Origin of the sequence: Streptomyces sp. NRRL S-244, assembly GCF_000717915.1 — a bacterium.
Taxonomy (GTDB): Bacteria; Actinomycetota; Actinomycetes; order Streptomycetales; family Streptomycetaceae; genus Streptomyces.
The window spans coordinates 54,093-75,001 of record NZ_JOCX01000023.1 but is presented as its reverse complement, the minus strand read 5'-3'; the positions used below and the strand labels follow the sequence as shown (position 1 = coordinate 75,001).

Annotated in this window: 21 protein-coding genes and 3 tRNA genes; 12 read left to right on the top strand and 12 right to left on the bottom strand. The window is 72.6% G+C overall.

The genetic code is table 11. The features are described 5' to 3' along the window. Window positions 1-86: 86 nt before the first annotated feature. Together IF02_RS0124975 and IF02_RS0124970 are read right to left on the bottom strand one after the other, a co-directional pair. Window positions 87-1,541, bottom strand: coding sequence for an FGGY family carbohydrate kinase (locus tag IF02_RS0124975; protein ID WP_030160579.1), 1,455 nt, complete (start codon window positions 1,539-1,541; stop codon window positions 87-89). A 73-nt stretch (window positions 1,542-1,614) separates the two neighbouring features. Beyond that, entirely contained in the window at window positions 1,615-1,917 is a 303-nt protein-coding gene (locus IF02_RS0124970; RefSeq protein ID WP_030160576.1) for a hypothetical protein, read from the bottom strand. 146 nt (window positions 1,918-2,063) lie between these two features. Here IF02_RS0124970 and IF02_RS0124965 point away from each other — a divergent pair. The 6 genes from IF02_RS0124965 to IF02_RS0124940 all read left to right on the top strand — a co-directional run bounded on the left by IF02_RS0124965 (window position 2,064) and on the right by IF02_RS0124940 (window position 4,884). Further along, a tRNA-Asn gene (locus IF02_RS0124965) sits at window positions 2,064-2,136 on the top strand. Between the two features lie 5 nt (window positions 2,137-2,141). Continuing rightward, window positions 2,142-2,214 (top strand) — tRNA-Asn (locus IF02_RS0124960). Between the two features lie 185 nt (window positions 2,215-2,399). Further along, a tRNA-Ile gene (locus tag IF02_RS0124955) sits at window positions 2,400-2,473 on the top strand. Window positions 2,474-2,784: 311 nt separating this feature from the next. Continuing rightward, entirely contained in the window at window positions 2,785-3,618 is an 834-nt protein-coding gene (locus tag IF02_RS0124950; RefSeq protein WP_030160574.1) for a class II glutamine amidotransferase, read from the top strand. Window positions 3,619-3,662: 44 nt separating this feature from the next. Continuing rightward, entirely contained in the window at window positions 3,663-4,073 is a 411-nt protein-coding gene (locus IF02_RS0124945; protein WP_030160571.1) for an SHOCT domain-containing protein, read from the top strand. A gap of 91 nt (window positions 4,074-4,164) precedes the next feature. Next, entirely contained in the window at window positions 4,165-4,884 is a 720-nt protein-coding gene (locus tag IF02_RS0124940) for a GAP family protein (protein WP_030160569.1), read from the top strand. A gap of 7 nt (window positions 4,885-4,891) precedes the next feature. Here IF02_RS0124940 and IF02_RS0124935 read toward each other — a convergent pair whose 3' ends face one another. From IF02_RS0124935 to IF02_RS0124925, 3 genes are all read right to left on the bottom strand, one after another. Continuing rightward, a complete protein-coding gene (locus IF02_RS0124935; protein ID WP_030160567.1) occupies window positions 4,892-5,869 on the bottom strand; it encodes a hypothetical protein in 978 nt (325 codons plus the stop codon). Between the two features lie 149 nt (window positions 5,870-6,018). Further along, window positions 6,019-7,641: an MFS transporter gene (locus IF02_RS0124930; RefSeq protein WP_030160565.1), complete on the bottom strand. Its 1,623-nt coding sequence runs from the start codon at window positions 7,639-7,641 to the stop codon at window positions 6,019-6,021. Between the two features lie 228 nt (window positions 7,642-7,869). Continuing rightward, complete coding sequence (locus tag IF02_RS0124925; RefSeq protein WP_051696513.1) at window positions 7,870-9,036, bottom strand: carboxylate-amine ligase; 1,167 nt, start codon at window positions 9,034-9,036, stop codon at window positions 7,870-7,872. A 256-nt stretch (window positions 9,037-9,292) separates the two neighbouring features. Between IF02_RS0124925 and IF02_RS0124920 the strand changes: the two genes are divergently transcribed. Next, window positions 9,293-10,567: an MFS transporter gene (locus tag IF02_RS0124920; protein ID WP_030160561.1), complete on the top strand. Its 1,275-nt coding sequence runs from the start codon at window positions 9,293-9,295 to the stop codon at window positions 10,565-10,567. A 53-nt stretch (window positions 10,568-10,620) separates the two neighbouring features. On the opposite strand, the gene IF02_RS34945 is transcribed toward IF02_RS0124920, so the two are convergent. The 3 genes from IF02_RS34945 to IF02_RS0124905 are packed head-to-tail and all read right to left on the bottom strand — an operon-like array spanning window position 10,621 to window position 13,353. Next, window positions 10,621-11,280 carry a hypothetical protein gene (locus IF02_RS34945; protein WP_030160558.1) on the bottom strand — a complete coding sequence of 220 codons (660 nt, stop codon included), beginning with the start codon at window positions 11,278-11,280 and terminating at the stop codon, window positions 10,621-10,623. A gap of 45 nt (window positions 11,281-11,325) precedes the next feature. Further along, a complete protein-coding gene (locus tag IF02_RS0124910) occupies window positions 11,326-12,669 on the bottom strand; it encodes a carboxyl transferase domain-containing protein (protein WP_030160555.1) in 1,344 nt (447 codons plus the stop codon). A 33-nt stretch (window positions 12,670-12,702) separates the two neighbouring features. Continuing rightward, entirely contained in the window at window positions 12,703-13,353 is a 651-nt protein-coding gene (locus IF02_RS0124905) for a LysE family transporter (RefSeq protein ID WP_030160553.1), read from the bottom strand. A 70-nt stretch (window positions 13,354-13,423) separates the two neighbouring features. On the opposite strand from IF02_RS0124905, the gene IF02_RS0124900 reads away from it, so the two are divergent. Then, window positions 13,424-13,891: an Lrp/AsnC family transcriptional regulator gene (locus IF02_RS0124900; protein WP_051696512.1), complete on the top strand. Its 468-nt coding sequence runs from the start codon at window positions 13,424-13,426 to the stop codon at window positions 13,889-13,891. Here IF02_RS0124900 and IF02_RS0124895 read toward each other — a convergent pair. Continuing rightward, window positions 13,888-15,459 (bottom strand): GAF domain-containing protein, encoded by a 1,572-nt coding sequence (locus IF02_RS0124895; RefSeq protein ID WP_030160547.1) that lies wholly within the window; start codon window positions 15,457-15,459, stop codon window positions 13,888-13,890. The two genes, IF02_RS0124900 and IF02_RS0124895, sit on opposite strands and share 4 nt — an antisense overlap. Further along, the gene (locus tag IF02_RS0124890; protein ID WP_030160545.1) at window positions 15,456-16,493 is read right to left on the bottom strand and encodes a rod shape-determining protein; all 1,038 of its coding nucleotides are present in this window, start codon (window positions 16,491-16,493) and stop codon (window positions 15,456-15,458) included. Before IF02_RS0124890 ends, IF02_RS0124895 begins: the two co-directional genes overlap by 4 nt. Window positions 16,494-16,711: 218 nt before the next feature. On the opposite strand from IF02_RS0124890, the gene IF02_RS0124885 reads away from it, so the two are divergent. Next, window positions 16,712-17,398, top strand: a complete 687-nt coding sequence (locus IF02_RS0124885) for an esterase/lipase family protein (protein WP_030160543.1) — start codon at window positions 16,712-16,714, stop codon at window positions 17,396-17,398. Window positions 17,399-17,422: 24 nt separating this feature from the next. Here IF02_RS0124885 and IF02_RS0124880 read toward each other — a convergent pair whose 3' ends face one another. Further along, entirely contained in the window at window positions 17,423-18,004 is a 582-nt protein-coding gene (locus IF02_RS0124880) for a hypothetical protein (protein WP_030160540.1), read from the bottom strand. Window positions 18,005-18,082: 78 nt separating this feature from the next. On the opposite strand from IF02_RS0124880, the gene IF02_RS33275 reads away from it, so the two are divergent. Beyond that, window positions 18,083-18,811 (top strand): SCO2400 family protein, encoded by a 729-nt coding sequence (locus tag IF02_RS33275; RefSeq protein WP_051696511.1) that lies wholly within the window; start codon window positions 18,083-18,085, stop codon window positions 18,809-18,811. Between the two features lie 12 nt (window positions 18,812-18,823). On the opposite strand, the gene IF02_RS0124870 is transcribed toward IF02_RS33275, so the two are convergent. Beyond that, on the bottom strand, window positions 18,824-19,246 hold the full coding sequence (locus IF02_RS0124870) for a MarR family winged helix-turn-helix transcriptional regulator (RefSeq protein WP_030160535.1): 423 nt from the start codon (window positions 19,244-19,246) through the stop codon (window positions 18,824-18,826). 99 nt (window positions 19,247-19,345) lie between these two features. Here IF02_RS0124870 and IF02_RS0124865 point away from each other — a divergent pair, with 99 nt between their 5' ends. Next, entirely contained in the window at window positions 19,346-20,365 is a 1,020-nt protein-coding gene (locus IF02_RS0124865; RefSeq protein WP_030160532.1) for an NADP-dependent oxidoreductase, read from the top strand. Between the two features lie 64 nt (window positions 20,366-20,429). Continuing rightward, window positions 20,430-20,852, top strand: coding sequence for an organic hydroperoxide resistance protein (locus tag IF02_RS0124860; protein WP_030160529.1), 423 nt, complete (start codon window positions 20,430-20,432; stop codon window positions 20,850-20,852). Window positions 20,853-20,909 lie beyond the last annotated feature (57 nt).

Here is a 20,909-nt window from a genome sequence, read left to right as displayed (position 1 = left end):
TACTCCAGCGGCAGTAGGCCCCGCGCCCGAGCGCGCGTCGGGGTGCTCGGCCGGGCAGCAGCTCGGCGGCCTGGCCCCCCAGCCGCTCAGCCCTGGAACGCCCCGGGGTGGATCTGCTCCCGCGTCGCGATGTACTGCTGGCGCACCGCCTGCCAGGCCGGGTACTCCTCGCCCGGCTCGAAGACCTGCGCCGCCGGACCCGGCCACACCGGCGGGGTGTGCGGGGCCAGCGTGCCCTGCTGCACCCCGAGCGCCCACGCGGCCTGGCGCGCAGCGCCCAGCGCCGCGTAGTCGGCCGGCGCCGGTACGACGACCTGCGTCCCGAACAGCCCCGGAGCCGCGGCCTGTACGGCGGGCAGCTCGGCCGCCGCGCCCAGCAGGAACACCCGGCGGATCTCCACCCCGCGCGAACGCAACACGTCGAGCGCGTCGACCAGCCCGCACAGCATGCCCTCGAACGCGGCCCGCGCCAGGTGCTCCGGCTTCATCGAGTCCCGCCGCAGCCCGGACAGGGTCCCGGCGGTGTGCGGCAGGTTCGGCGTCCGCTCACCCTCCAGGTACGGCAGGAGTACGAGGCCGTGCGCACCCGGCGTCGACTTCAGCGCGAGCTCCGACAGCCCCTCCAGGTCGGTGCCGAGCAGCTCGGCGGTGCCGCGCAGCGCCCGTACGGCATTGGAGGTGTTCACCACCGGCAGGTGCATGCCGCTGGCGTCGGCCAGCGAGGTGATCAGCCCGCCCGGCTCCGACAGCGCCTCGTGGTGCACGGCCATCACCGAACCGGAGGCGCCCAGCGAGACCACCGCGTCGCCGGGGCCGAGGCCCAGCCCGAGCGCGGCGGCCATGGTCTCCCCGGTGCCGGCGGAGATCAGCAGCCCCTCCGGCGTCATCCCGGCGGCCTCGGCCGGCCCGAGCACCTCGGGCAGCAGCGCCATGTGCCCGAGCGCCAGCTCGACCAGGTCGGGGCGGTACGAGCCGGTGGCCGGCGACCAGTACCCGGTACCCGAGGCACCGCCCCGGTCGGTGGTCCGCCGGGCGGGCCGGCCCAGCAGCTGCCAGACCAGCCAGTCGTGCGCCGACATCAGCACCGCCACCCGGCGGGCCGCGTCCGGCTCGGTGCGGGCCAGCCAGGCCAGCTTCGCCACCGGCTGCGCGGAGTGCGGGACGGACCCGACGGCCTCGGCCCAGGCCTGCCGGCCGCCGAGCGCCTCGATCAGGTCGGCGGCGGCCACCTGCCCGCGCTTGTCGTTGCCGATCAGGGCCGGGCGGACGAGGGCGCCCTGCTGGTCCAGGGGCAGCAGTCCGTGCTGCTGCGCGGAGACGCCGATGGCCTGCACGCCTTCGAGGAGCCCGCCGCCGGCGGCCTCGCCGAGCGAGAGCAGCCAGGCCTGCGGGTCGGTCTCGTGGGGGTGGACGCTCTCGGGATCGCCCGCCGGCTGCGGATGCGGGGCGTACCCCTGGCGCAGCACGGCACCCGTGTCGGTGTCACAGACGACGATGCGAGTGAAGGCGGAAGAGCTGTCCAGCCCGGCGACTATCCCCATGCGGAGAATTCTGCCGCACGCCGGGGCGGGATCCGCCGCCCGGAGGCGCCGGATCCCGCCTGGTTCCAACGGTTCAGGTGTTGCTGGTGCCCCATTCATCCTCAGAGCCGCCGCCCGCCCGGTCGCGCAGTCCCCGTACCCGCCCGGCCAGGGAGGACGGCATCGCGTCGCCGACCTTGTGGCTCACGGCGGCGTAGGCCTTCCCGGCGTACTCCCGGCCCGTCTGCCCGGCGGTCTCGGCGGCATTGCGCACCGCCGGGTTCTGCGCGAGCTGGCGGGCGGACTTCTTCAGCTGCTCGTAACGCTCGCGCCCCGCGCGGGTTCCGATGACGTATCCGAGGGCCAGTCCGACCACGAACGTGACCTTGTACCGCATGCCTGCCACCCTTCGTCGTGTGGTGCCCGGCCCGCTGGCGATACCGATTGGCGGAGCACCCCCCTGCTTGCGCTAATCTATGACTCGCAACGGGCGCTCGCCCCTCCGGCTGGGCCGGAGGTGGGCTGTTCGGTGCACCGCAGCAATCCCCTGTAGCTCAATTGGCAGAGCAGCCGGCTGTTAACCGGCAGGTTACTGGTTCGAGTCCAGTCGGGGGAGCGCAGTCCCCTGTAGCTCAATTGGCAGAGCAGCCGGCTGTTAACCGGCAGGTTACTGGTTCGAGTCCAGTCGGGGGAGCGTGAAAGAAGAGGACCTCACGCGGGGTCCTCTTTCTTTTTGCCCTGGTTCTGGAACCGGGCAGCCCTCAGAACGGTCTCCCTCAGCAGGCGAAGCCGATCATGCGAGGCATCCGAGGCAGGAGATCGTATGAGCGGCTATGCTGCGGCAGACGGCGCGCACACATGTACGCGCCACGCCGTGAAGGGGCGGTAGCTCAGCCGGTTAGAGCAGCGGACTCATAATCCGTCGGCCGTGGGTTCGAGTCCCACCCGCCCCACCGCGAGCCGCAGGCGAAGAAACGTTCTCGCTTGCGGCTTTGGCGTTTTCGGGAACGGTCCGGGAGCGCGAGTCCCCAGGCGGCGCGCAATCCTCTTCGAGAGCGGCCGGTGTCCGGCGCGCCGAGTGTCCGGTCCCGCACGCGTGGCGATCACCACGGGGAGGGCAGATCATGGGACTGCCGGTAGGTCCGGTCGGCGTCACCCCCGGCTCGGCCGGGGAACGGCCCAGGAGACGAGGCGAGCACCTGCCTCTGCCAGACGCGCGAGCAAGTCCCGGACCGCGCTGGAGAACGAGAACAGGTGATCACTCATGTGCCGATGGCTCGCGTACTCGGGAACGCCTCTTCTGATCGACACCATCCTGTACAAGCCCGCGCACTCGCTGATCGACCAGAGCCTGCACTCCAAACTGGGTGTGGAGACGACGAACGGCGACGGCTTCGGCGTCGGGTGGTACACGGAGGACGGCGGCGCTCCGGGGGTGCTGCGGGACGTGGGCCCCGCCTGGAACAACCGCAACCTGCGGGAAATCGCGGACCACGTCCGATCCCCCCTCTTCTTCGCCCACATCCGGGCGTCGACCGGAACGGCGGTGCAGCAGACGAACTGCCACCCCTTCAGGCACGGCCGCTGGCTGTGGATGCACAACGGGTCCATCGCCGACTTCCACCTCATTCGGCGCGAACTCGCCCTGCTCGTCGACCCGGCGCTGTTCAACGACATCGAGGGAACGACGGACTCCGAGATGATGTTCTACCTCGCCGTCACCTTCGGCCTGGACCAGGACCCGCCCGGCGCCGTCGCGCGGATGGCGGGAGTCGTGGAACGCATCGGGCGGGAGCACGGGGTCGAGTTCCCGCTCCAGATGACGGTCGCCGTGACCAACGGCGAAAGCGTCTGGGCCTTCCGCTACTCCAGCAAGACCGAGTCCCGGTCGCTGTTCTACAGCAGCCGTGTGGACACCCTGCGCAAACTCCACCCCGACATGGCGTTCTTGCAGGAGGTGTCCGACGAGACCCGCCTCATCGTGTCCGAACCCCTCGGTGACTTGCCCGGCGCCTGGAACGAGGTGCCCGAGAGCAGTTACGGCGTCGTACAGCCGGGAGCGGACGAGATGTTCCCCTTCGTCCCCCAAGCGGCCTGACGCCACGACCGACGCCTGTGCCCGCAGTCGATAGGAGACCGGCCATGAAGGAGTCGTTGTACAACCTGGCAGTGGACTACCCGCTGCTGAACATGTTCTGGACCATGATGCTGATCTTCATCTGGGTGCTCTGGTTCATGCTGCTGTTCCGGATCATCGGCGACATCTTCCGCGACGACGACTTGAGCGGCTGGGCGAAGACGGGATGGTTGATCTTCGTCATCATCGTGCCCTTCCTGGGCGTGTTCGTGTACGTGATCGCCCGGGGGCGCGGGATGGGCGAACGCGAGCTGCGGCGGGCCCAGCGCAACGAGGAGGAGTTCCGCTCCTACGTACAGAGCGCCGCGAGCCCGAGCCAGTCGGAGGAACTGGCCAAGCTCGCCGACCTGAGGGACCGGGGCGACATCTCGGCTGCCGAGTTCGAGCAGGCCAAGGCCAAGGTCCTGGCGGGATAACCGGGATAATCGGGAGCGGCGGAGTGGGTGTACGGCAGTTCCGCCGGATGCGCCGGCTCCGCCTCTCGCAGTCGTTCGAAGGTCCGTCGCCATGGTGCTCGACCTGTTGATCATCGGTCTGGCCATCACGCTCTATCCGCTGCCGCCCGCGGCGTTCGTGCTGGTGGTCTCGGCCCCCCGCGGGGTGTGGAAGGGGCTGGCGTTCATCCTCGCCTGGCTCGCCTGCCTCATCGCCGTGATCGCCGCCGTACTGCTCCTCACCGACGGGCAGCCGCCCCCGCCGCGCTCCCCGCCCTCCACCGCCGTACTCGCGGTCAAACTGGTCCTCGGGCTGGGACTGATCGTGTACAGCGAGCGAAAGCGCCGTCAACGGCGCGACCCGAAGAAGCCGAAGACGGCCGAGACGGCCGAGGCGACTGAGACGGCCGAGGCGACCAAGACGGCCGAGGCGACCAAGTCTTCCAAGACGTCCAAGAAATCCCGAATGGACGATGTCACCGTATGGTCCGCGGCCTCGCTCGCCGTGCTCCTCCAGCCCTGGGGCATGGTCGGCCTCGCCGCCACCACCGTGGTGGAGGCCGACCTGTCCCACAGCGCGTCGTTCCTGGCGCTGCTCGCCTTCTGCCTCCTGGCCACGTCCAGCCTGCTGGCCATGGAGCTGTACATGGTGTTCGCACCGCAGAAGGCACACCTCGCGCTGACGAACCTGCGCACATGGCTGGAACTGCACAAGGAACCGGCGATCGTCGTCACGTGCCTCGTCCTCGGCCTGTGGATCGTGAGCAGGAGCCTCTACGAACTCACCTCCTGAGTCCGCGTCAGGGGCAGGCGGTGGCCGGGTCGTCTTGGACGAGCGCGCAGACCATCTGCGCACCGCGCCGGTGATCGGGGTACGCCGCGAGCAGCCCGGCCTTGAAGTCGTTCCACTGGCGGGTGATCTCGGAGGTCGCCCCGGCCGTCGCGCGGCCGAAGTTGTCGCCCGTCTTCGCGCGGGCGGATGCGGCGGTGTCCTTGTTCAGGACCCGGTTGTGGGCGACGCGGCCGGCGCAGTCGGCGGCTTTGACGCCGGTGGAATCGATGTCGGGGTAGCAGCCGGTGGCGAGGTCCGCGGGGATGCGCTCGCGCGCCTCCTGCGTCCAGGCGGCGTCCTTCATGGCGCTGTAGCGGCGGATGTCGAAGAACGGAGCGAGGCCCGTACGTTCCAGGCCGGGCGGGTTGTCGAGGCCGATCGGGCCGGGCGCGGGCCGGTCGCTCCAGTTGGAGTGGGAGTAGAAGTCCTCGATCTGGTGCCAGCCCCGGCCGAGCTGTTCGAGCACGGAGCATTTGGCCCGCCCGGGCTTCCCGTCCCACGCGCAGGGGGAGGACAGGTCGCTCTGGTCGGCGCGCACCTTGCCGTCGGCGTCCACGAGGCCGTCCGCGGCCCGGACCGCGCCCCGGAAGCGGGCGACGGAGGTGCGGATGCAGGCGAGGAGCTCGGTGCTGGCCTCGTCCCGGGTGCGGGGGTAGTCGGGGGCGTAGCGGGGGCCGAGGTAGTCGGCGTTGTCGCAGTGCAGGGGGCCGACGTCGAAGTAGGGGCGGTGGTCGTTGGCGTTGATCGCCCCGTCGCGGGCGTCGGCCATCGCCGTCAGCGTGATCGGTTCCCAGGGCAGTGCGGCCCGGGTGATGTCCTCGTGGTTGTCACCGGTGAAGGCATGGGCGGGGCCGCTCGGCACGGCGGTGAGGGCGGCCGCCAGGAAGGCCGCGAAGGCTACGGAGGCGGTCCGGGGCGGGCCGGGCGGCGGCAGGCGGTGGGGCATACGGGGCTCCAGGCGTACGGGGGCGCGGAGGCCGGGGCCCGACAGGCACCGATCGTGGTGATCGCCCCGGTCCCGGCGGCCGTGCTTCCATGCTGCGCGCCCGGCCCGGCCCCCGCATGCGCGCCGCCGCACGCGGGCAGCGGCAGCGGTTACGGCTGCGGCTCCGGCGAGCGCGGCTGGGCCGACGGGATCCGCTGGGTGAAGAACAGGGCGATGAGCGCGGCCAGGGCCAGGATGGCCAGCGCCGCGCGCAGACCGTCGAGCCTGGCCTCCGCGTTCGCGTCCAGCGCCGCCTGGGACAGCTCCGCGTTCACGCCGGCTTCGTCGAGGGCGGTCTCGAGCTGGGCGTCGGACAGGAACGGCGCGCCGCTCTGGAGCTGGACCGTCGCCTGGCTCGTGACGCTGTCCGGGACCGCCGGATTGGCCTCGACGGTGGTCAGGAAGGACGACGTGAGCGCGGCGATCATGATCGATCCGGCGAGGGCCGTACCGATCGAGGCGCCGAGGTTGGTGACGGCGTTCTGCACGCCGCCGACTTCCGCACTCTGCGCCTGCGGCACCGCGGACACGGTGACCGATCCGAGCTGGGACGCCAGCGCGCCCATGCCGAGCCCGATCAGCAGGAGGGGGACGGTGACGACTTCCGCGCCGGCGTCCGCGTCGAGCGCGGCCATCAGCACCACCGCCCCCGCGAGCAGCGCGAGGATTCCGAGCCGCACCACGCGCCGGGGCGAGACGTCGGGGAGGAAGCGCGGGATCAGGGTCGCGGCCGCCAGCAGGCTCACCGAGAGCGGCAGAAGGCGGGCACCGGTCGCCAGCGCGGACAGGCCCAGGGCGACGGACAGGTAGAGCGGGACGACGAAGAACACGCCCATCTGCACGAGGTACTGGAAGAAGAACATCGTCAGACCGCCGGTGAGCTGCTTGTTCTGCAGCATGCCGGGATCGACGAGGGGATCGCGGCTCCGCTCGACGACCTTGGCCTCCCAGCGGAGGAAGAGCCAGAGCAGCGCCAGGCCCGCCAGCATCAGCCACGTCGTCAGGGACACCCCGAACCACGAGGGCGCGTCGGGCTTCGGCTGGAACCAGCCCCACTCGTCGGATCGGAGCACGCCGTAGACGAAGATCCCGAGCCCGAGCGCGGAGAGGACGGCGCCGATGAAGTCGATGCTCCGGCGCTCCCCGGGCGGGGCGTCCGCGACGCGGCGCGCGAGCAGGAGGATGCCGAGCACCACCACGACCTCTCCGGCGAAGACCCACCGCCAGGAGAAGTACGTCGTCGCGATGCCGCCGATGAGCGGCCCGACCGCGATCGCGATCGCCCCCGCCGCGACGACGAGTCCGTAGGCGGCGGGGCGGCGTTCGACGGAGAAGTTGCCGGCGACGAGCGCGACGATCGCGGGCAGGATGAGTGACGCCCCGATTCCCTCCAGGAACGCCCAGCCCACCAGCAGCACGGTCAGGTTCGGTGCGAGCGCCGTGGTGAGGGAGCCGGCCCCGTAGATGCAGCAGCCGATCATGAACGCGCGTCTGCGGCCGATCAGCGCCCCGACCTTGCCGCCCGGGATCATGAACATCGCCATCACGAGGGTGTAGGCCGTGATCGCACCCTGGATGCCCGTCACGGTCGTGCCCACGTCCTCGGCCACCGTGGCGATGGAGACGTTCATGACGGAGCTGTCGAGCGCCATCAGGAATTGACCGGACGCGAGGGTCAGCAGGACGACTCGCGACTTCGCCGAATTCTCGGCCGTGCCTGCCCGGGATGACATGGACGCATGCTTCCAGCCGCCCTTGGGCGCCGTGGACCGACCCGCCGCGCGGTCAGCCGGATGGGGGCGACGCCCGGGCGGGCACGTTCCCGGACCGGCAGGCACGTTCCCGGACCGGCGGGCACGTTCCCGGGCCGGCGGCCGCCCACCGGTCCTCCTGCGAGCCGCAGGCGCAGAAGCGACTGCACCTGCGGCGTCGGCCATTGCACGGCGGATCCGGGCTGCCGGCTAGAAGTTCTCCGTCTCGTCCGCCAAGTGGCGCAGTACGTCGTTCAGGTCCTGGCGGCGGGCGAAAGCCGCGCGCTGGCGGTGCGCGCCCGAGCCGTCGCGCAAAAGGCCTCCCAGGGTTTTGGCCGCGTGGTCGAGATCGCCCGACGCCGCGAGCTCCGGGGCGACCAGGTCCAGCAGGGCCTCGGCCAGGTCCGCTGCCGGGATTTCCACTCCCGTGTAGGGGTCGAGGCCGAAGCCCTCCAGTCCGTCGTGGGCCGCCCGCCAGCGCGCGAGGTGCAGTACGTCCTCCCGCAGCGCCGGTTCCGGACGCTGCTCCGCGATGTCCCGCAGGACCGTCGCCACCAGGGCGCGGACCAGCTCGGCCTGGAGGATCGCCGTGTCGATGTCCGGGGACATGTCGGGCGCCCGGATCTCGAGCGTCGGCCAGTGCCCGGACGGGCGCAGGTCCCAATAGACCATCTTCGTGTCCAGGGCCGCCCCCGAGCCGAGCAGGGTCTGCACCGAGCGCCGGAAGTGGGCCGTGGACGTGAAGTGCGGGGGCAGCCCGGCCGAGGGCCAGCCCGACCAGGCCATCGCCCGCCAGCTGGCGTGACCCGTGTCACGGCCGCCCCAGAATGGCGAGTTGGCGGCCAGCGCGATCAGCGTGGGCAGCCATGGTCTGACCCGGTTCGACACCGCGACCGCCGTGTCCACGTCGAGGGTGCCGATGTGGATGTGCCGGCCGCAGCTGACCAGGGTCTCGGTCAGCGAGCCGAAGCGGCGGTGCTGCTCGCGCTGGCGCGGCTCGTCGTCGGTCAGGTGCAGCGGCCCCTCCACGGCCACCACCGGCGAGGGCGCGGCCAGCAGCCGGCAGCCGTGGGCGCGGGCCGCCCGGGCGAGGGTGCGCCGCAGCGTGGCGAGCTCCGCGCGCAGCACGGGGGTCGAATCGGCGACGGGGGTGGAGATCTCCACCTGGTAGCGGGTGCCCTCGGGGTGCACTTCGTGGGGCAGGCCCGCGGCGGTGGCCAGGACGAGCGGGGCGGCCGGGACCACCCGGAAGGTACGGGAGTCGACGAGGAGGAACTCCTCCTCGACACCTACGGTCAGCGGGGCTGTGAGAGGGGTGGCGTGGACTCCGTTGTCCGCGCTGCCGGTGCTCGTGGTGCTGTTGCCAGGTTCGATCACTACGCCTCCCTGGACATACGAGTCTTTTCATCATGAGCTGAACGGCAGGGGAGGAGCGCACGTCGATTCAGTCAAATGTCGGGTGATAGTGGCGGGTTACCGGCAAGCGCCGGCCCGGCCTGAGGCCGCGGATCCGGGTGGGGCGACTGGTGCGGGTGCGGGCGCGGGCGCGGGTGAGTGAACGGGCCGGGATGCGGACGGGCTCCCGGCCCGTTAATGCCTGGGGCCGCCGAACGCCCGCTGGTTATCATCCGCTGTGACCGGTACGAGCACCCCCACGCCCACCCCCGCCCGACGCCCGGTGCGCATATTCGCGGACCTGACCCCGCTGCGCACCTCCCCGGACTACCGGCGGCTGTGGGTCGGCAGCACCATCTCCTGGATGGGCCAGGCGATGACCGCCCTCGCGATCTCGCTCCAGGTCTACGACATCACCCGCTCCAGCTTCTCCGTCGGGCTCGTCGGACTCTTCTCCCTCGTCCCGCTCGTCGTCTTCGGCCTCTACGGCGGGGCCATCGCCGACACCGTCGACCGGCGCAAGCTCGGCCTGTACAGCTCCCTCGGCCTGACGGCCCTGTCGATCGCGCTGGCCGGCGCCGCACTCCTCGACTACCACCGGGTCTGGCTGCTGTACACGGTCGTCGCGCTCCAGGCGGTCTGCGGCGCCCTCAACGGACCCGCCCGCTCCGCGATGATCCCGCGGCTGCTGCCGACCGAGCAGCTGCCCGCCGCCAACGCGCTGAACTCGGTGACGATGACCTCCGGGACGATGATCGGCCCGGTGCTCGGCGGGCTCATCGTCGGCTGGTGGGGCTACCAGGCCGCGTACCTGATCGACGCCGTCACCTTCTGCGCGGCGCTCTACGCGGTGTGGCGGCTGCCCGCGATGCTGCCCGAGCGGGAGGGCGGCAAGCGGGGGCGGGCCTCCGTACTGGACGGACTGCGCTTCCTCGGCACCCGGCCGAACATCCGGATGACCTTCTTCTCCGACATGGCCGCCATGGTGCTGGCCCAGCCGAAGGCGCTGTTCCCGGCCATCGCCGTGCTCTGGTACGGCGGCGACGCCAAGACCGTCGGCCTGCTGGTGGCCGCGCCCGCCGTCGGGGCGCTGCTGGGCGGGCTGTTCTCCGGCTGGCAGGGCCGGATCCGCCGGCACGGGCTGGCGATCCTGATCTCCGTGGCCGCCTGGGGGCTGGCCATCGCCGTCTTCGGGCTCACCCGCAACCTGTGGCTCGGGCTGTTCTTCCTGGCCCTGGCGGGCTGGGCCGACACCATCTCCATGGTGTTCCGCTCGACGATGATGCAGGCCGCGACCCCGGACGAGATGCGCGGGCGCCTGCAGGGCGTGTTCATCGTGGTCGTCGCGGGCGGGCCCCGGCTCGGGGACTTCCTCGCCGGGACCACCGCCGACCTGACCTCCCCGGCCGTGGCGATCACGGGCGGCGGGCTCGGGTGCGTACTGGTGCTGCTCCTGCTGGCCCTGCGCTGGCGCGGGTTCGCCCGCTACGACGCGAGGTCGCCGCAGGCGTGACGCGGGCGTGACGCGGGCTCCCCGGGGCATCCCGGCCGTGGCCGGGGCGGGCGTCAGGCCTGTTCGAGGAGTACGGCCGGAAGGGTGCCGGTGACGATCTCCTCCCGGGGCAGCGAGAGGCCGAAGTGGCGCTCCACCACCCCGAGGGCGGTGCGGTGGACCTCCCGGTCGTCCGCGTCGCCGTCCGCGCCCTCGTCCGCCGGGAGGCCCGCGGCGGTCAGCTCGGCCTGCAGGCGCGCGGCCGTCTCGGGGTCGCCGTCGACGCCGTCATAGCCCCAGGAACCGTCCAGGTGCAGATTGAAGGAACTGAGGCGGACCTCGTCGCGGGTGTACGCGAACTGCGGCGGGACCGGCTTGCCGTTCTCCTCCTCGAACTCCAGGCGGCAGACGTCCACGCCGCCGCGGGAGATCGGCGATTCGTCCTCGAACTCGCCCATCCAGCCGCCGTACGCGACCGTGTACGACCAGTCGCCGCACCGGCCGTGGCGCAGTCCGATGCCGTCGTACCGGCTCCCGTACAAGTCGTCGATGAGCTCGACGAGCGCGTCCCCGGTGAGGTTCCCGACCGGTACGGCGGTGCGCTTGGGGCCGTACACGGTCTCCGTGAGCCGCCCGACGAGCTCCTCCGGGGTGAGCCCGCGCGCCATGACCACGCTGTAGCCGCCGAAGGCGATCGACTGGGGTTCCGCCAGCCAGGTTGTTCCGTCTGTCATGACGGACAGTCTGGCCGGTGCCTCTGACAACGCCGGGGAGTCGGGTCAGGCGGGGCCGACCACGCCCCGCGCGACGCCCACGGCGACCAGGTCCTGCGGGCGGATGCGGAGTTGGTCCGCGGTCGAGGGGGCCTCGGAGGCGGGGCGTTTGAGGATGGCCGCCGCCAGTTCGGGGGCGATCACCGAGAAGTAGCTGTCCGGGGTGACCCAGGTGTTCCCCGGCGCGGCCAGCGCGAGGGCTCCGCCCGAACCGCCCTCGCCGATCAGGAGGGTGGTCACCGGGACCGCGGCCGCCGCGACCGCCGCGAAGGTGTCCGCGATGGCGGCTCCGGCGCCGGCGTGTTCCGCGGCGGCGTCGTTGGCCGCGCCGGGGGTGTCCACCAGGGTGAGCACGGGGATCCCGAGGCGGTCCGCGAGGCGGATCACGCGGGCCGCCGTACGGTATCCGGCCGGGCGGGTGGCGGTGCCGCACTGGGCGGCGTACGCGACGGCCCGCCCCTCCCGCAGCCCGAACCCGCACAGCATCCCGGGATCCGTGCCGCCCGCCCGGTCCCCGGAGAGGGGCAGGCGGAGCGCGAAGTACGCGTCCAGGTACGCCTCGGCGCGCGGCCGGCCGGGGTGGCGGGCCTGCCGTACGGCGTCCCAGCCGGTCGGCGGGGGCGGTACGTCGGCCAGCGCGGCCGGGGGCTCGACGGGTTCGGGGGAGCGGGGCGCGGCCAGGACGCGCAGCCAGTCCGCGAGGGCCGCGGGCAGCTCGGAGGGCGGGACGACGGCGTCCACGTGCCCGGCGGCGTACTGGCCCTCGGCGGTGTACGCCGCCGGATCCGCGTCCGCCGGCCGCACCCGGGAGCCCGCGAAGCCGACCTGCGCACCGGGGAGGGCGAGCACGACGTCTGCCCCGGCGCCGAGGGTGGCCCAGCCGCCGCCGGTGGTGGGATCGCGGAGCACGGCGATCTGCGGGAGCCCGGCGGCCCGGGTCTGGACGGACTGGCGGGCCACGCGCTGGAGTTGGGTCAGCGCGAGCATGCCCTCCTGCATGCGGGAGCCGCCGGTGGCGATCAGCGAGACGAGGGGGAGGCGGTGTTCGCGAGCGTACGTGTAGGCGACTTCGAGCCGGTCTCCGGTGCGCTCGCCGAGGGAACCGCCGAGGAAGCCGAACTCGAAGGAGATCACGGCGGCTTGGCGGCCGCCGATGAGGGCGGTCCCGGTGACGACGGACTCCTGTTCGCCGGTCCGCGCGGTGGCCCGGGCGCGGGAGTCGTCGTACCCGGCCCAGGCGAGGGGGCCGTCCGGGGCGGACTCCCGCTGCGGGGAGGGGAGTTCGGCGAAGCTGCCGGGGTCGGTCACGGAGGCGATGGCCGCGCGGGCCGAGAGGCGGGTCGTCGTCACGGGATCACCCTATGGGGCCCGGCTAGCGGGTCCCTAGGGCAACGGAAAGGCGAGCTTGAGGGCGTAGGCGGCGACCAGGCCGTAGCCGAGGCGGAAGGTCCAGGCGCGGGCGGCGGGGGAGATCCGGCGGCCGGCCGCGGCGCCGAGGGCGACGAGGGTCTGCTGCCAGAGGAGGGACGCGGTGGCGACGCCGCCCAGGAAGGCGGCGGCGGTGGCGGGGGCGGTGAGGGTGGAGGCCTGGGCGGTGGTGAGGGCGGCGAAGTAGAGGGCGGTGGTGGGGTTCACGGCGGTGAGCGCGACGTACCGTGCGTACGCCGCCTTGGCCGGCCCGGGCCCGCCCCCGGCCACCGCCGGGGGTGCCCCGGGCGCCTCGAACGCCGGCGGGGCCGGGATCGTGCGGCTGCGGTAGAGGCCGTGGGCGGCCATCGACAGGAGGACCGCCGCCGACAGGAGGCGGATCCAGGCCTCGACCGGGGCGACGTGGGAGGCCACCCAGGGGCCGATTGCGGTGGCCAGGGCCGCGTAGGCGAGGTCCACCGTGGCGATGCCCGCCGCCGCGGCCATCGCCGTGCGGCGGTGCCGTATCGCCTCCTGGAGCAGCAGCACGCTCATCGCACCCATCGGCATCGCCACGCCCAGGCCCGCGACCGCCCCCGACAGTGCCGGGGAGAGAAATCCGTTCATGGCGACGAGGGTGGGCGCAAGGGCATCGGGTGCTGCGGCGCTTATCGGCCCTGGCTGCGAGAATCGCGGTATGGACCGCCTCGACAGGGAAATCCTCGGCATCCTGCAGCAGGATGCGCGGATCTCGTACCGCGACCTCGGCGTCCGCGTCGGGCTCAGTGCCAACGCCACCGCCGACCGGGTGCGCAGGATGCGGCGGGACGGGGTGATCCGCGGGTTCACCGTCATCGTGGATCCGGCCGCCGACACCCGCGGCGGGCTGGTGGTCTTCATCGATCTGAGCCTGCGGCAGGACACCACCAACGAGGAGTTCGAGGAGCGGGTCGTCACGCTTCCCGGGATCACCGAGGTCGTCCACGTGACGGGGGAGTACGACTACCTCGTACGGGCCCGGGCCGCCGATCCGGCCGCGCTCGACGCGCTGCTGCGCCGGCTCAAGCGCGAGGCCGGCGTGGCGCAGTCCAGTACGCGGATCGCCCTCAAGGGCGCGCACGGCCCCGCGGGCCGGGCCCGGCCCGATCCGAAAGACACGGCCTAGAGCGCCGACTCCCAGTTCAGCGTCGTACCCCGCGTTCCCGACTCCGTACGTCCGTCGTCCGTGACCGTCAGGCGGACGCGGGTCGGGGTGGCGTCCACCGCGACCTCGATCGCCGTGGTCTGCGAGCGGCGGTGGGCCGCGGCCAGGGCTCCGCGCAGGGCGGAGAGGAGGTCGCCCGCCACCGGCTCCGGGAGCAGGGCGTCCACCGCACCCGTGAAGTGGACCGACGGCTGGAAGCCCAGCAGGACCGCCGCCCCGCCCGTCTCCCGCAGGACCCGGCCGCGGAACGTCGTCGGGGCGTCGCTCGGCGGCTGCTGGAGGGCGAAGATGGCGGTGCGGACCTCCTGGATGGTGGAGTCGAGTTCGTCCACCGCCCGGCCGAGTTCGTCGCCGACCGTGTCCCCGGCCGGCGCGGACGCCGACCGCTTCTTCGTGCTCTCCAGCATCATCTCCGTCGCGAACAGCCGCTGGACCACCAGGTCGTGCAGGTCCCGGGCGATCCGGTCGCGGTCCTCGTAGATCGCCAGCTGCTCGCGGTCGTGCTGCGCGTCGGCCAGTACGAGGGCCAGCGCGGCCTGGGAGGCGAACTGCGAGGCCAGCAGCCGGTCCACGGCGTCGTACGGGCGCCCGCCGCGGGCGCGCGGCAGGGCCAGGGTGCCGATCAGCTGGCCGCCGCTCTGGAGCGGCAGCATCATGCTCGGGCCGAATCGTTCCCGCACGTGCGTGGTCATCCGGGGGTCCGTCGCCGAGTCCTCTATGAAGACCGGTTCGCCGCCCAGGAGTTGTACCAGGACCGGCGAGCCGGGGGCGATCGCCGTCCCGAGCAGGTCCCCGGGGTCCCCGTGCGTGGAGGCCGCCACGATCTCCATGCCGCCCTCCGCGGTCGGCTGGAGGACCACCCCGGCCGCCGCGTCCGCGAGCAGCCGGGCCCGTTCGGCCACGCACATCAGCGCGTCGGCGGCCGGGCGGCCGGCCAGCAGGGTCGTGGTGACCGCGGCGGCGCCCTCGATCCAGCGCTCCCGGCGGCGCGCCGTCTCGTAGAGCCGGGCGTTGCCGATGGCTATCCCCGCCTGGGAGGCCAGGACCCGTACCAGCGCGAGGTCCTCGTCCGTGAACGGCCCGCCGCCCTGCTTCTCGGTGAGGTGGAGGTTGCCGAAGACCTCCGTGTGGACCCGGATGGGGACGCCCAGGAAGCTGCGCATGGGGGGATGGCCCGGCGGGAACCCCGTCGCGCGCGGATCCTCCGCCAGGTCCTCCAGCACCAGCGGGCGCGGATCGGTGATCAGCGCTCCGAACAGGCCCGTACGCCCGTCGGGCAGCCGGGGGATCGCGGCGCGCTCCGCCTCGCCGAGCCCGGCCGTGTACAGCTCGGTCAGCCGGAGGCGCTCGGGGTCGATGACCCCGAGCGCTCCGTACCGGGCCGCGCACAGCTCGGTCGCCGAGTCCACGATGTGCTGGAGGGTGGCTCGCAGCTCCAGTTCGGAGCCGACGCTGAGCACCGCCTCCAGGAGTACGGGCAGACTGGCCCGTCCCGCGGGATCGGCCGGCTCGGGCGCCGCGTTCGTCATTCGGCCAGCGGGTTGAGGACCATCGGGGCGATCTTCCCTTCGAGCATCATGCCGAGACCGAGCACGGCGCACACGTCCGGCCGTTCCGCGATGGCGACGGGCATGCCGGTGGCGTCGCGCAGCATCTGGTCCAGGCCCGGCAGCAGGGCGCTGCCTCCCACCATCATGATCCCCCGGTCCGTCAGGTCGGCGACCAGGTCCGGCGGGCAGTCCCGGAGCACCTTGCCGATGCCGTCGAGGACGGCGGTCAGCGGGGTGTGGATGGCGTCCCGGACGGCGGCGGTGTCCACGTGGACGGAGCGGGCCAGTCCGGTGGCCACGTCGCGGCCGTGGATGAGGGTGGAGGCGGGGCCCTCGTCGGTGATGCCGTTGCCGTGCAGGGCCACCTGGAGCGGCCGGACGGCCTGGCTGGGCAGCATCAGCTCGTGCGCGTGGCGCAGGTGCTGGACGACGGCGTGGTCGATGGCCTCGCCGCCGACCGGGATCCGCTGGGCGGTGACGATCGAGCCGAGGGAGAGGACGGCGACCTGCGTGGCGGCGGCCCCGCACACCATGATCATCGTCGCGGTCGGCTGCTCCACGGGCAGGCCGCAGCCGACGGCCGCCGCGATCAGGGTGTCGACGAGTTCGACGCGCCGGGCGCCGAGCCCGACCATCGTCTCGACGGCGGCCCGCTGCGCGAGCGGGTCGGCGTCGTGCGGGGTGCAGGCGGCGGCCCGCAGCCGGGGCTTGCGGCGCAGGGCGCGGCGCAGCTTCTCGCCGAGCAGGTGGCGCAGCATCCGCTGGGCCATCTCGATGTCGACGACGGTGCCGCCGGAGACGGGGCGAACGACGCGGATGTAGTCGGGCGTACGGCCCGTCATCCGTTCGGCGAAGGACCCGACCGCGATGAGCGCGCCGGTGCGGGTGTTGACGGCGGCGCAGCTGGGCTCGTCGACCACCAGGCCGGCGCCCTTGACGTACACGCGGGTCCTGGCTGCTCCCAGGTCGACGGCGACGTGGCAGCGGCGCAACTGCTCAAGACTGACGGTCACGGCAGATCCTCCCGAGACGCTGGAGCAAGAGACCGGCGGCTGCCGGTTGCATTTCATATCTTCTCGGGCGAAAGGGTCATACCGCCCGTTGGGCTGCTCCGGCCGGGTGTGTCGCACGGGGCGAGAGGTGCTGCACGGGGGTGGATTTCTGTACCGACAGGCAGCACGATGCCGCCACTGACCGCGCTACTCGCGCGTAACAAGGTAAAGGGGACCCCATGCTGACGCCCCGCCAGAAACTGCTCGCGCTGCTGACGCTCTGCCTGGCGCCGCTCGCACCCTTCCCGGCCCAGGCCGCCACCCCTGTGCAGCCGCACAACCCGGTCGTCTTCATCCACGGCTACAACGCCGACCCGGGCGTCTGGGGCGGCCTGCGCGAGGACCTGCGCGCCGCAGGGTACGCGGACTCGGAGCTCTTCTCGTGGGGTTACGACACGCACCGGTCCGTCAACGAGGTCGTGGCCGGGCAGCTCGGCGCGTACGTCGACCAGGTCCGCCGGCAGACCGGCGCCGCCAGGGTCGACATCGTGGCGCACTCGCTCGGCTCGCTGGTCGGCCGCTGGTACGTGAAGTTCGGCGGCGGCACCGCCACCGTGGACCACTGGGTCTCGCTGGCCGGCCCCAACCACGGCACCTCCACCGCGTGGGCCTGCGCCCTGTGGGACCAGGCCTGCCGGGACATGACCCCCGGTTCGTACGTCGTGAAGAACCTGAACGCGGGGGACGAGACCCCGGGCGCGGTGAAGTACGCGACGTTCTGGTCGAACTGCGACGAGGTCGTCAACCCGGACGACAGCGTCCCGCTCACCGGGGCGGCCAACACACCGGTCGGCTGCCTGGGGCACAACGACCTGCTGGGGGACGACGCCACCTCGGCGGGGGTCCGGGCCTTCCTCGCCTCGTAGGACCGCTCCCGCGCTTCGGTCCCCCTATACCTCGACCCCGTCGACCGCGACGCGCTGGAGCAGGCCGTACGTGAACTCCGCCACGCACGGCCGCCCCTGCGCACGGAACGCGAGGCGCCACCGGGTCGGCGCGGTCCCCTCCAGCGGGCGCACCGGGGCGAAGGCCCGCGCCACCTCGTCCACCGTGGCCGACCAGGGCAGCAGGTCCTGCGCAGTCTCCAGTACGGGCCCCCGCGCACCCGGGGCCCGGACCAGCCACTCGTTCCACACCGCCCCGTCCGGCGCGGCCAGCACCTCGAAGCGCAGGTCCGGCCAGAGCGGCAGCGGCCACAGCAGGGCCTCGCACTCCAGATCGCCGATGGCGCGGGCGGCCGTGGACTCCGGGGGCCCGAGCACCGAGCGGTAGCGGGCCAGCGCGCCGCGCGAGCGGGGCGAGCGGACCATCGCCTGCCAGCGCTTGTTCGCCTCCCGCTGCTCGGCGAGCGAGGCGCCGAGACGCCGGCGCGCCTCGTCGGCGAGCTCCGGCCGGAAGTCCGCCATCCGACGCAGCAGCACCAGTTGGAAGGCGGCCGGACCGAAGGGTCCCGAGGGCGCGGACGGAGTCATGGAAGCCACGATTCCACACAGGACCTCCACGAACCCGCGATACGGATGTTGCGAGGGACCACGTAGCGTGCGGACGTCATGGACTACTGCCACGCGTGCCGCAGGCACCTCAACGGCGCCCTGGCGTGTGCCGGCTGCGGAACCCCGGTCGAGTACCTGCCCCCGGCCGCGCCCGGGGTGTCCGGCGTGCCCGCCGCCCCCTACGGCTCCGTACGGTCCGAGGCCGACGCCCCGCCGGCGGACCCGTTCGCGGACTCGCTCGTCGTGCTGTCCGGTGCGGACCGCGGCGGCCGGGCCGGGTCGCGCCGCCGCGCCACGCACCGCAGGCGCCGCCGGACCGTGCTGACGCTCGGGCTGGGCCTGGTGCTCGCGGTCGGGGGCACGCTCGCGCTGGCCCGGATCGTCACCGAGGGGCAGAAGACCGACCGGGCCGCACAGGTGGAGCTCACCGACGGGAACGGCCCGCAGGATCCGGGTCCGCTGCCGAGCGGCAAGGGGACTCCCGCCGCGCCCACGGCGCTGAAGCCGGTGAAGGCGTCCGGGTCCGCGAAGGCCACCGCGGGCGGTACGCAGCCGGCCGGGCCCGGGGCGTCCGCCGAGGGGTCCGCGCAGCCGGGTCCGACGGCGTCGGCCTCCGCATCGGGGAAGCCGGGGCCGACCAAGGGGGCCACCGGGTCGGGGCCGTCCGTAAAGCCGAGTCAGTCGGGGAAGCCGTCGCCGAGCGCTTCCGGGTCGGCGCAGCCGCCGTCGCCGAGCCCCAGCCCGACGCCGACCAAGACCGGCTGCTGGTTCATCTTCTTCTGCTGAGCGGCCGGGCGCTCAGCCCAGCATCCGCTTGAGCAGGTCCCGCAGGGCCGCCCGCTCGGCCGTGGACAGTCCGGCCAGCGGTTCGCGCGCGAAGTCCAGCGACTCGCGCAGCCGGTCCGCGGTCTGCAGGCCCTCCTGCGTCGGCGCGGCCAGCTTCACCCGGCGGTCCGCCGGGTCCGGCCTGCGCTCGACCAGGCCGCGCGACTCCAGCCGGTCCACGATGCCCGTGATGTTCGAGGGCTCGCACTTGAGCTGCTGCGCTATCCGGCGCATCGGCATCGGCTCCAGGGACAGCAGGTTCAGCACCCGCGCCTGGGCGCCGGTGAGCTGGTGGCTGGCTGCCGCGTGCTCGTACTCCTCGTGGTAGCGGGCCACGACGGAGCCGATGAGCTCGACAACCTCAAGGGTCAGGGGATCTGCGCGACGACTGGGCATGGATCCAGAGTACCCATTTACTTGACAACATGAAATATCCAGGCGCATGGTTGTTTCACCTACTGAAGTATTCGTCGATTCCTCGATTCGGGAGCGCACATGTCTGAGATCCCTGCCGTCAGCCGCGAGTGGCACCTCGTCCGCCGTCCGCAGGGCTGGCCCGTCGCCGAGGACTTCGCCCTGCGCGAGGTCGAGGTCGCGGCCCCGGCCCCCGGCCGGATCCTGGTGCGCAACCTGCACATGTCCGTGGACCCGTACATGCGCGGCCGGATGAACGACGTGAAGTCCTACGTCCCGCCGTTCCAGCTGGACAAGCCGATGGACGGCGGCGCGGTCGGCGAGGTCGTGGCCTCCGCCGCCGAGGGCTTCGAGGTCGGCGACCACGTACTGCACGGCCTGGGCTGGCGCGAGTACGCCGACGTGCCCGCCCAGCACGCCACCAAGGTCGACGCCTCGCTCGCCCCGCTCTCCGCCTACCTCGGCGTGCTCGGCATGCCGGGCCTGACCGCCTACGCCGGCCTCTTCGAGGTGGCCTCCTTCAAGGAGGGCGACACCGTCTTCGTCTCCGGCGCGGCCGGTGCGGTCGGCAGCCTCGTCGGCCAGTTCGCGAAGATCAAGGGCGCCGCTCGGGTCATCGGCTCGGCCGGCTCGGACGAGAAGGTGACGCTCCTCACGGAGAAGTACGGCTTCGACGCCGCCTTCAACTACAAGAACGGCCCCGTCGGCGAGCAGCTGAAGGAGGCCGCCCCCCAGGGCATCGACGTCTACTTCGACAACGTCGGCGGGGACCACCTGGAGGCCGCCATCTCCTCCCTCAACGTGCACGGCCGCGCCACCCTGTGCGGGGCGATCGCCCAGTACAACGCCACCGAGCCGACCCCCGGCCCGCGCAACCTGGCCCTGGTCATCGGCAAGCGGCTGCGCCTGCAGGGCGTGCTCGTCGGCGACCACGCCGGGCTCCAGCAGCAGTTCGTCCAGGACGTCGCCGGCTGGCTGCGCTCCGGTGAGCTCGTGGCCGACGAGACCGTCGTCGAGGGCGTGGAGAACGCGACCGAGGCCTTCCTCGGCATGCTGCGCGGCGACAACACCGGAAAGATGATCGTTTCCTTCACCGGTTAGGCTCACCCCACGCCGTCGTGATCGTGGGCGCGAGTCACGGCGATTACCAGGAGGATCTCTTCGCATGTCCATCCAGCAGTCCGACGTTCTCTACACCGCCGTCGCCACCGCCGAGAACGGCCGTGACGGCCGCGTCGCGACCACCGACGGCCAGCTCGACGTCGTCGTGAACCCGCCGAAGGAGATGGGCGGCAGCGGCGCCGGCACCAACCCGGAGCAGCTGTTCGCCGCCGGCTACAGCGCCTGCTTCCAGGGCGCGCTCGGCGTCGTCGCCCGCAACGAGAACGCGGACATCTCCGGTTCGACCGTCACCGCCGAGGTCGGCATCGGCAAGAACGACGACGGCTTCGGCCTGATCGTCAAGATCTCCGCCTCGATCCCGAACGTGGACGCCGCCATCGCCAAGGACCTCATCGAGAAGGCCCACCAGGTCTGCCCGTACTCCAAGGCGACCCGCGGCAACATCACGGTCGAGCTCGCCGTCTGATCCGGCTCCCGCTCGGCTGAACGCGAAGGCCGCACCCCGATCACGGGGTGCGGCCTT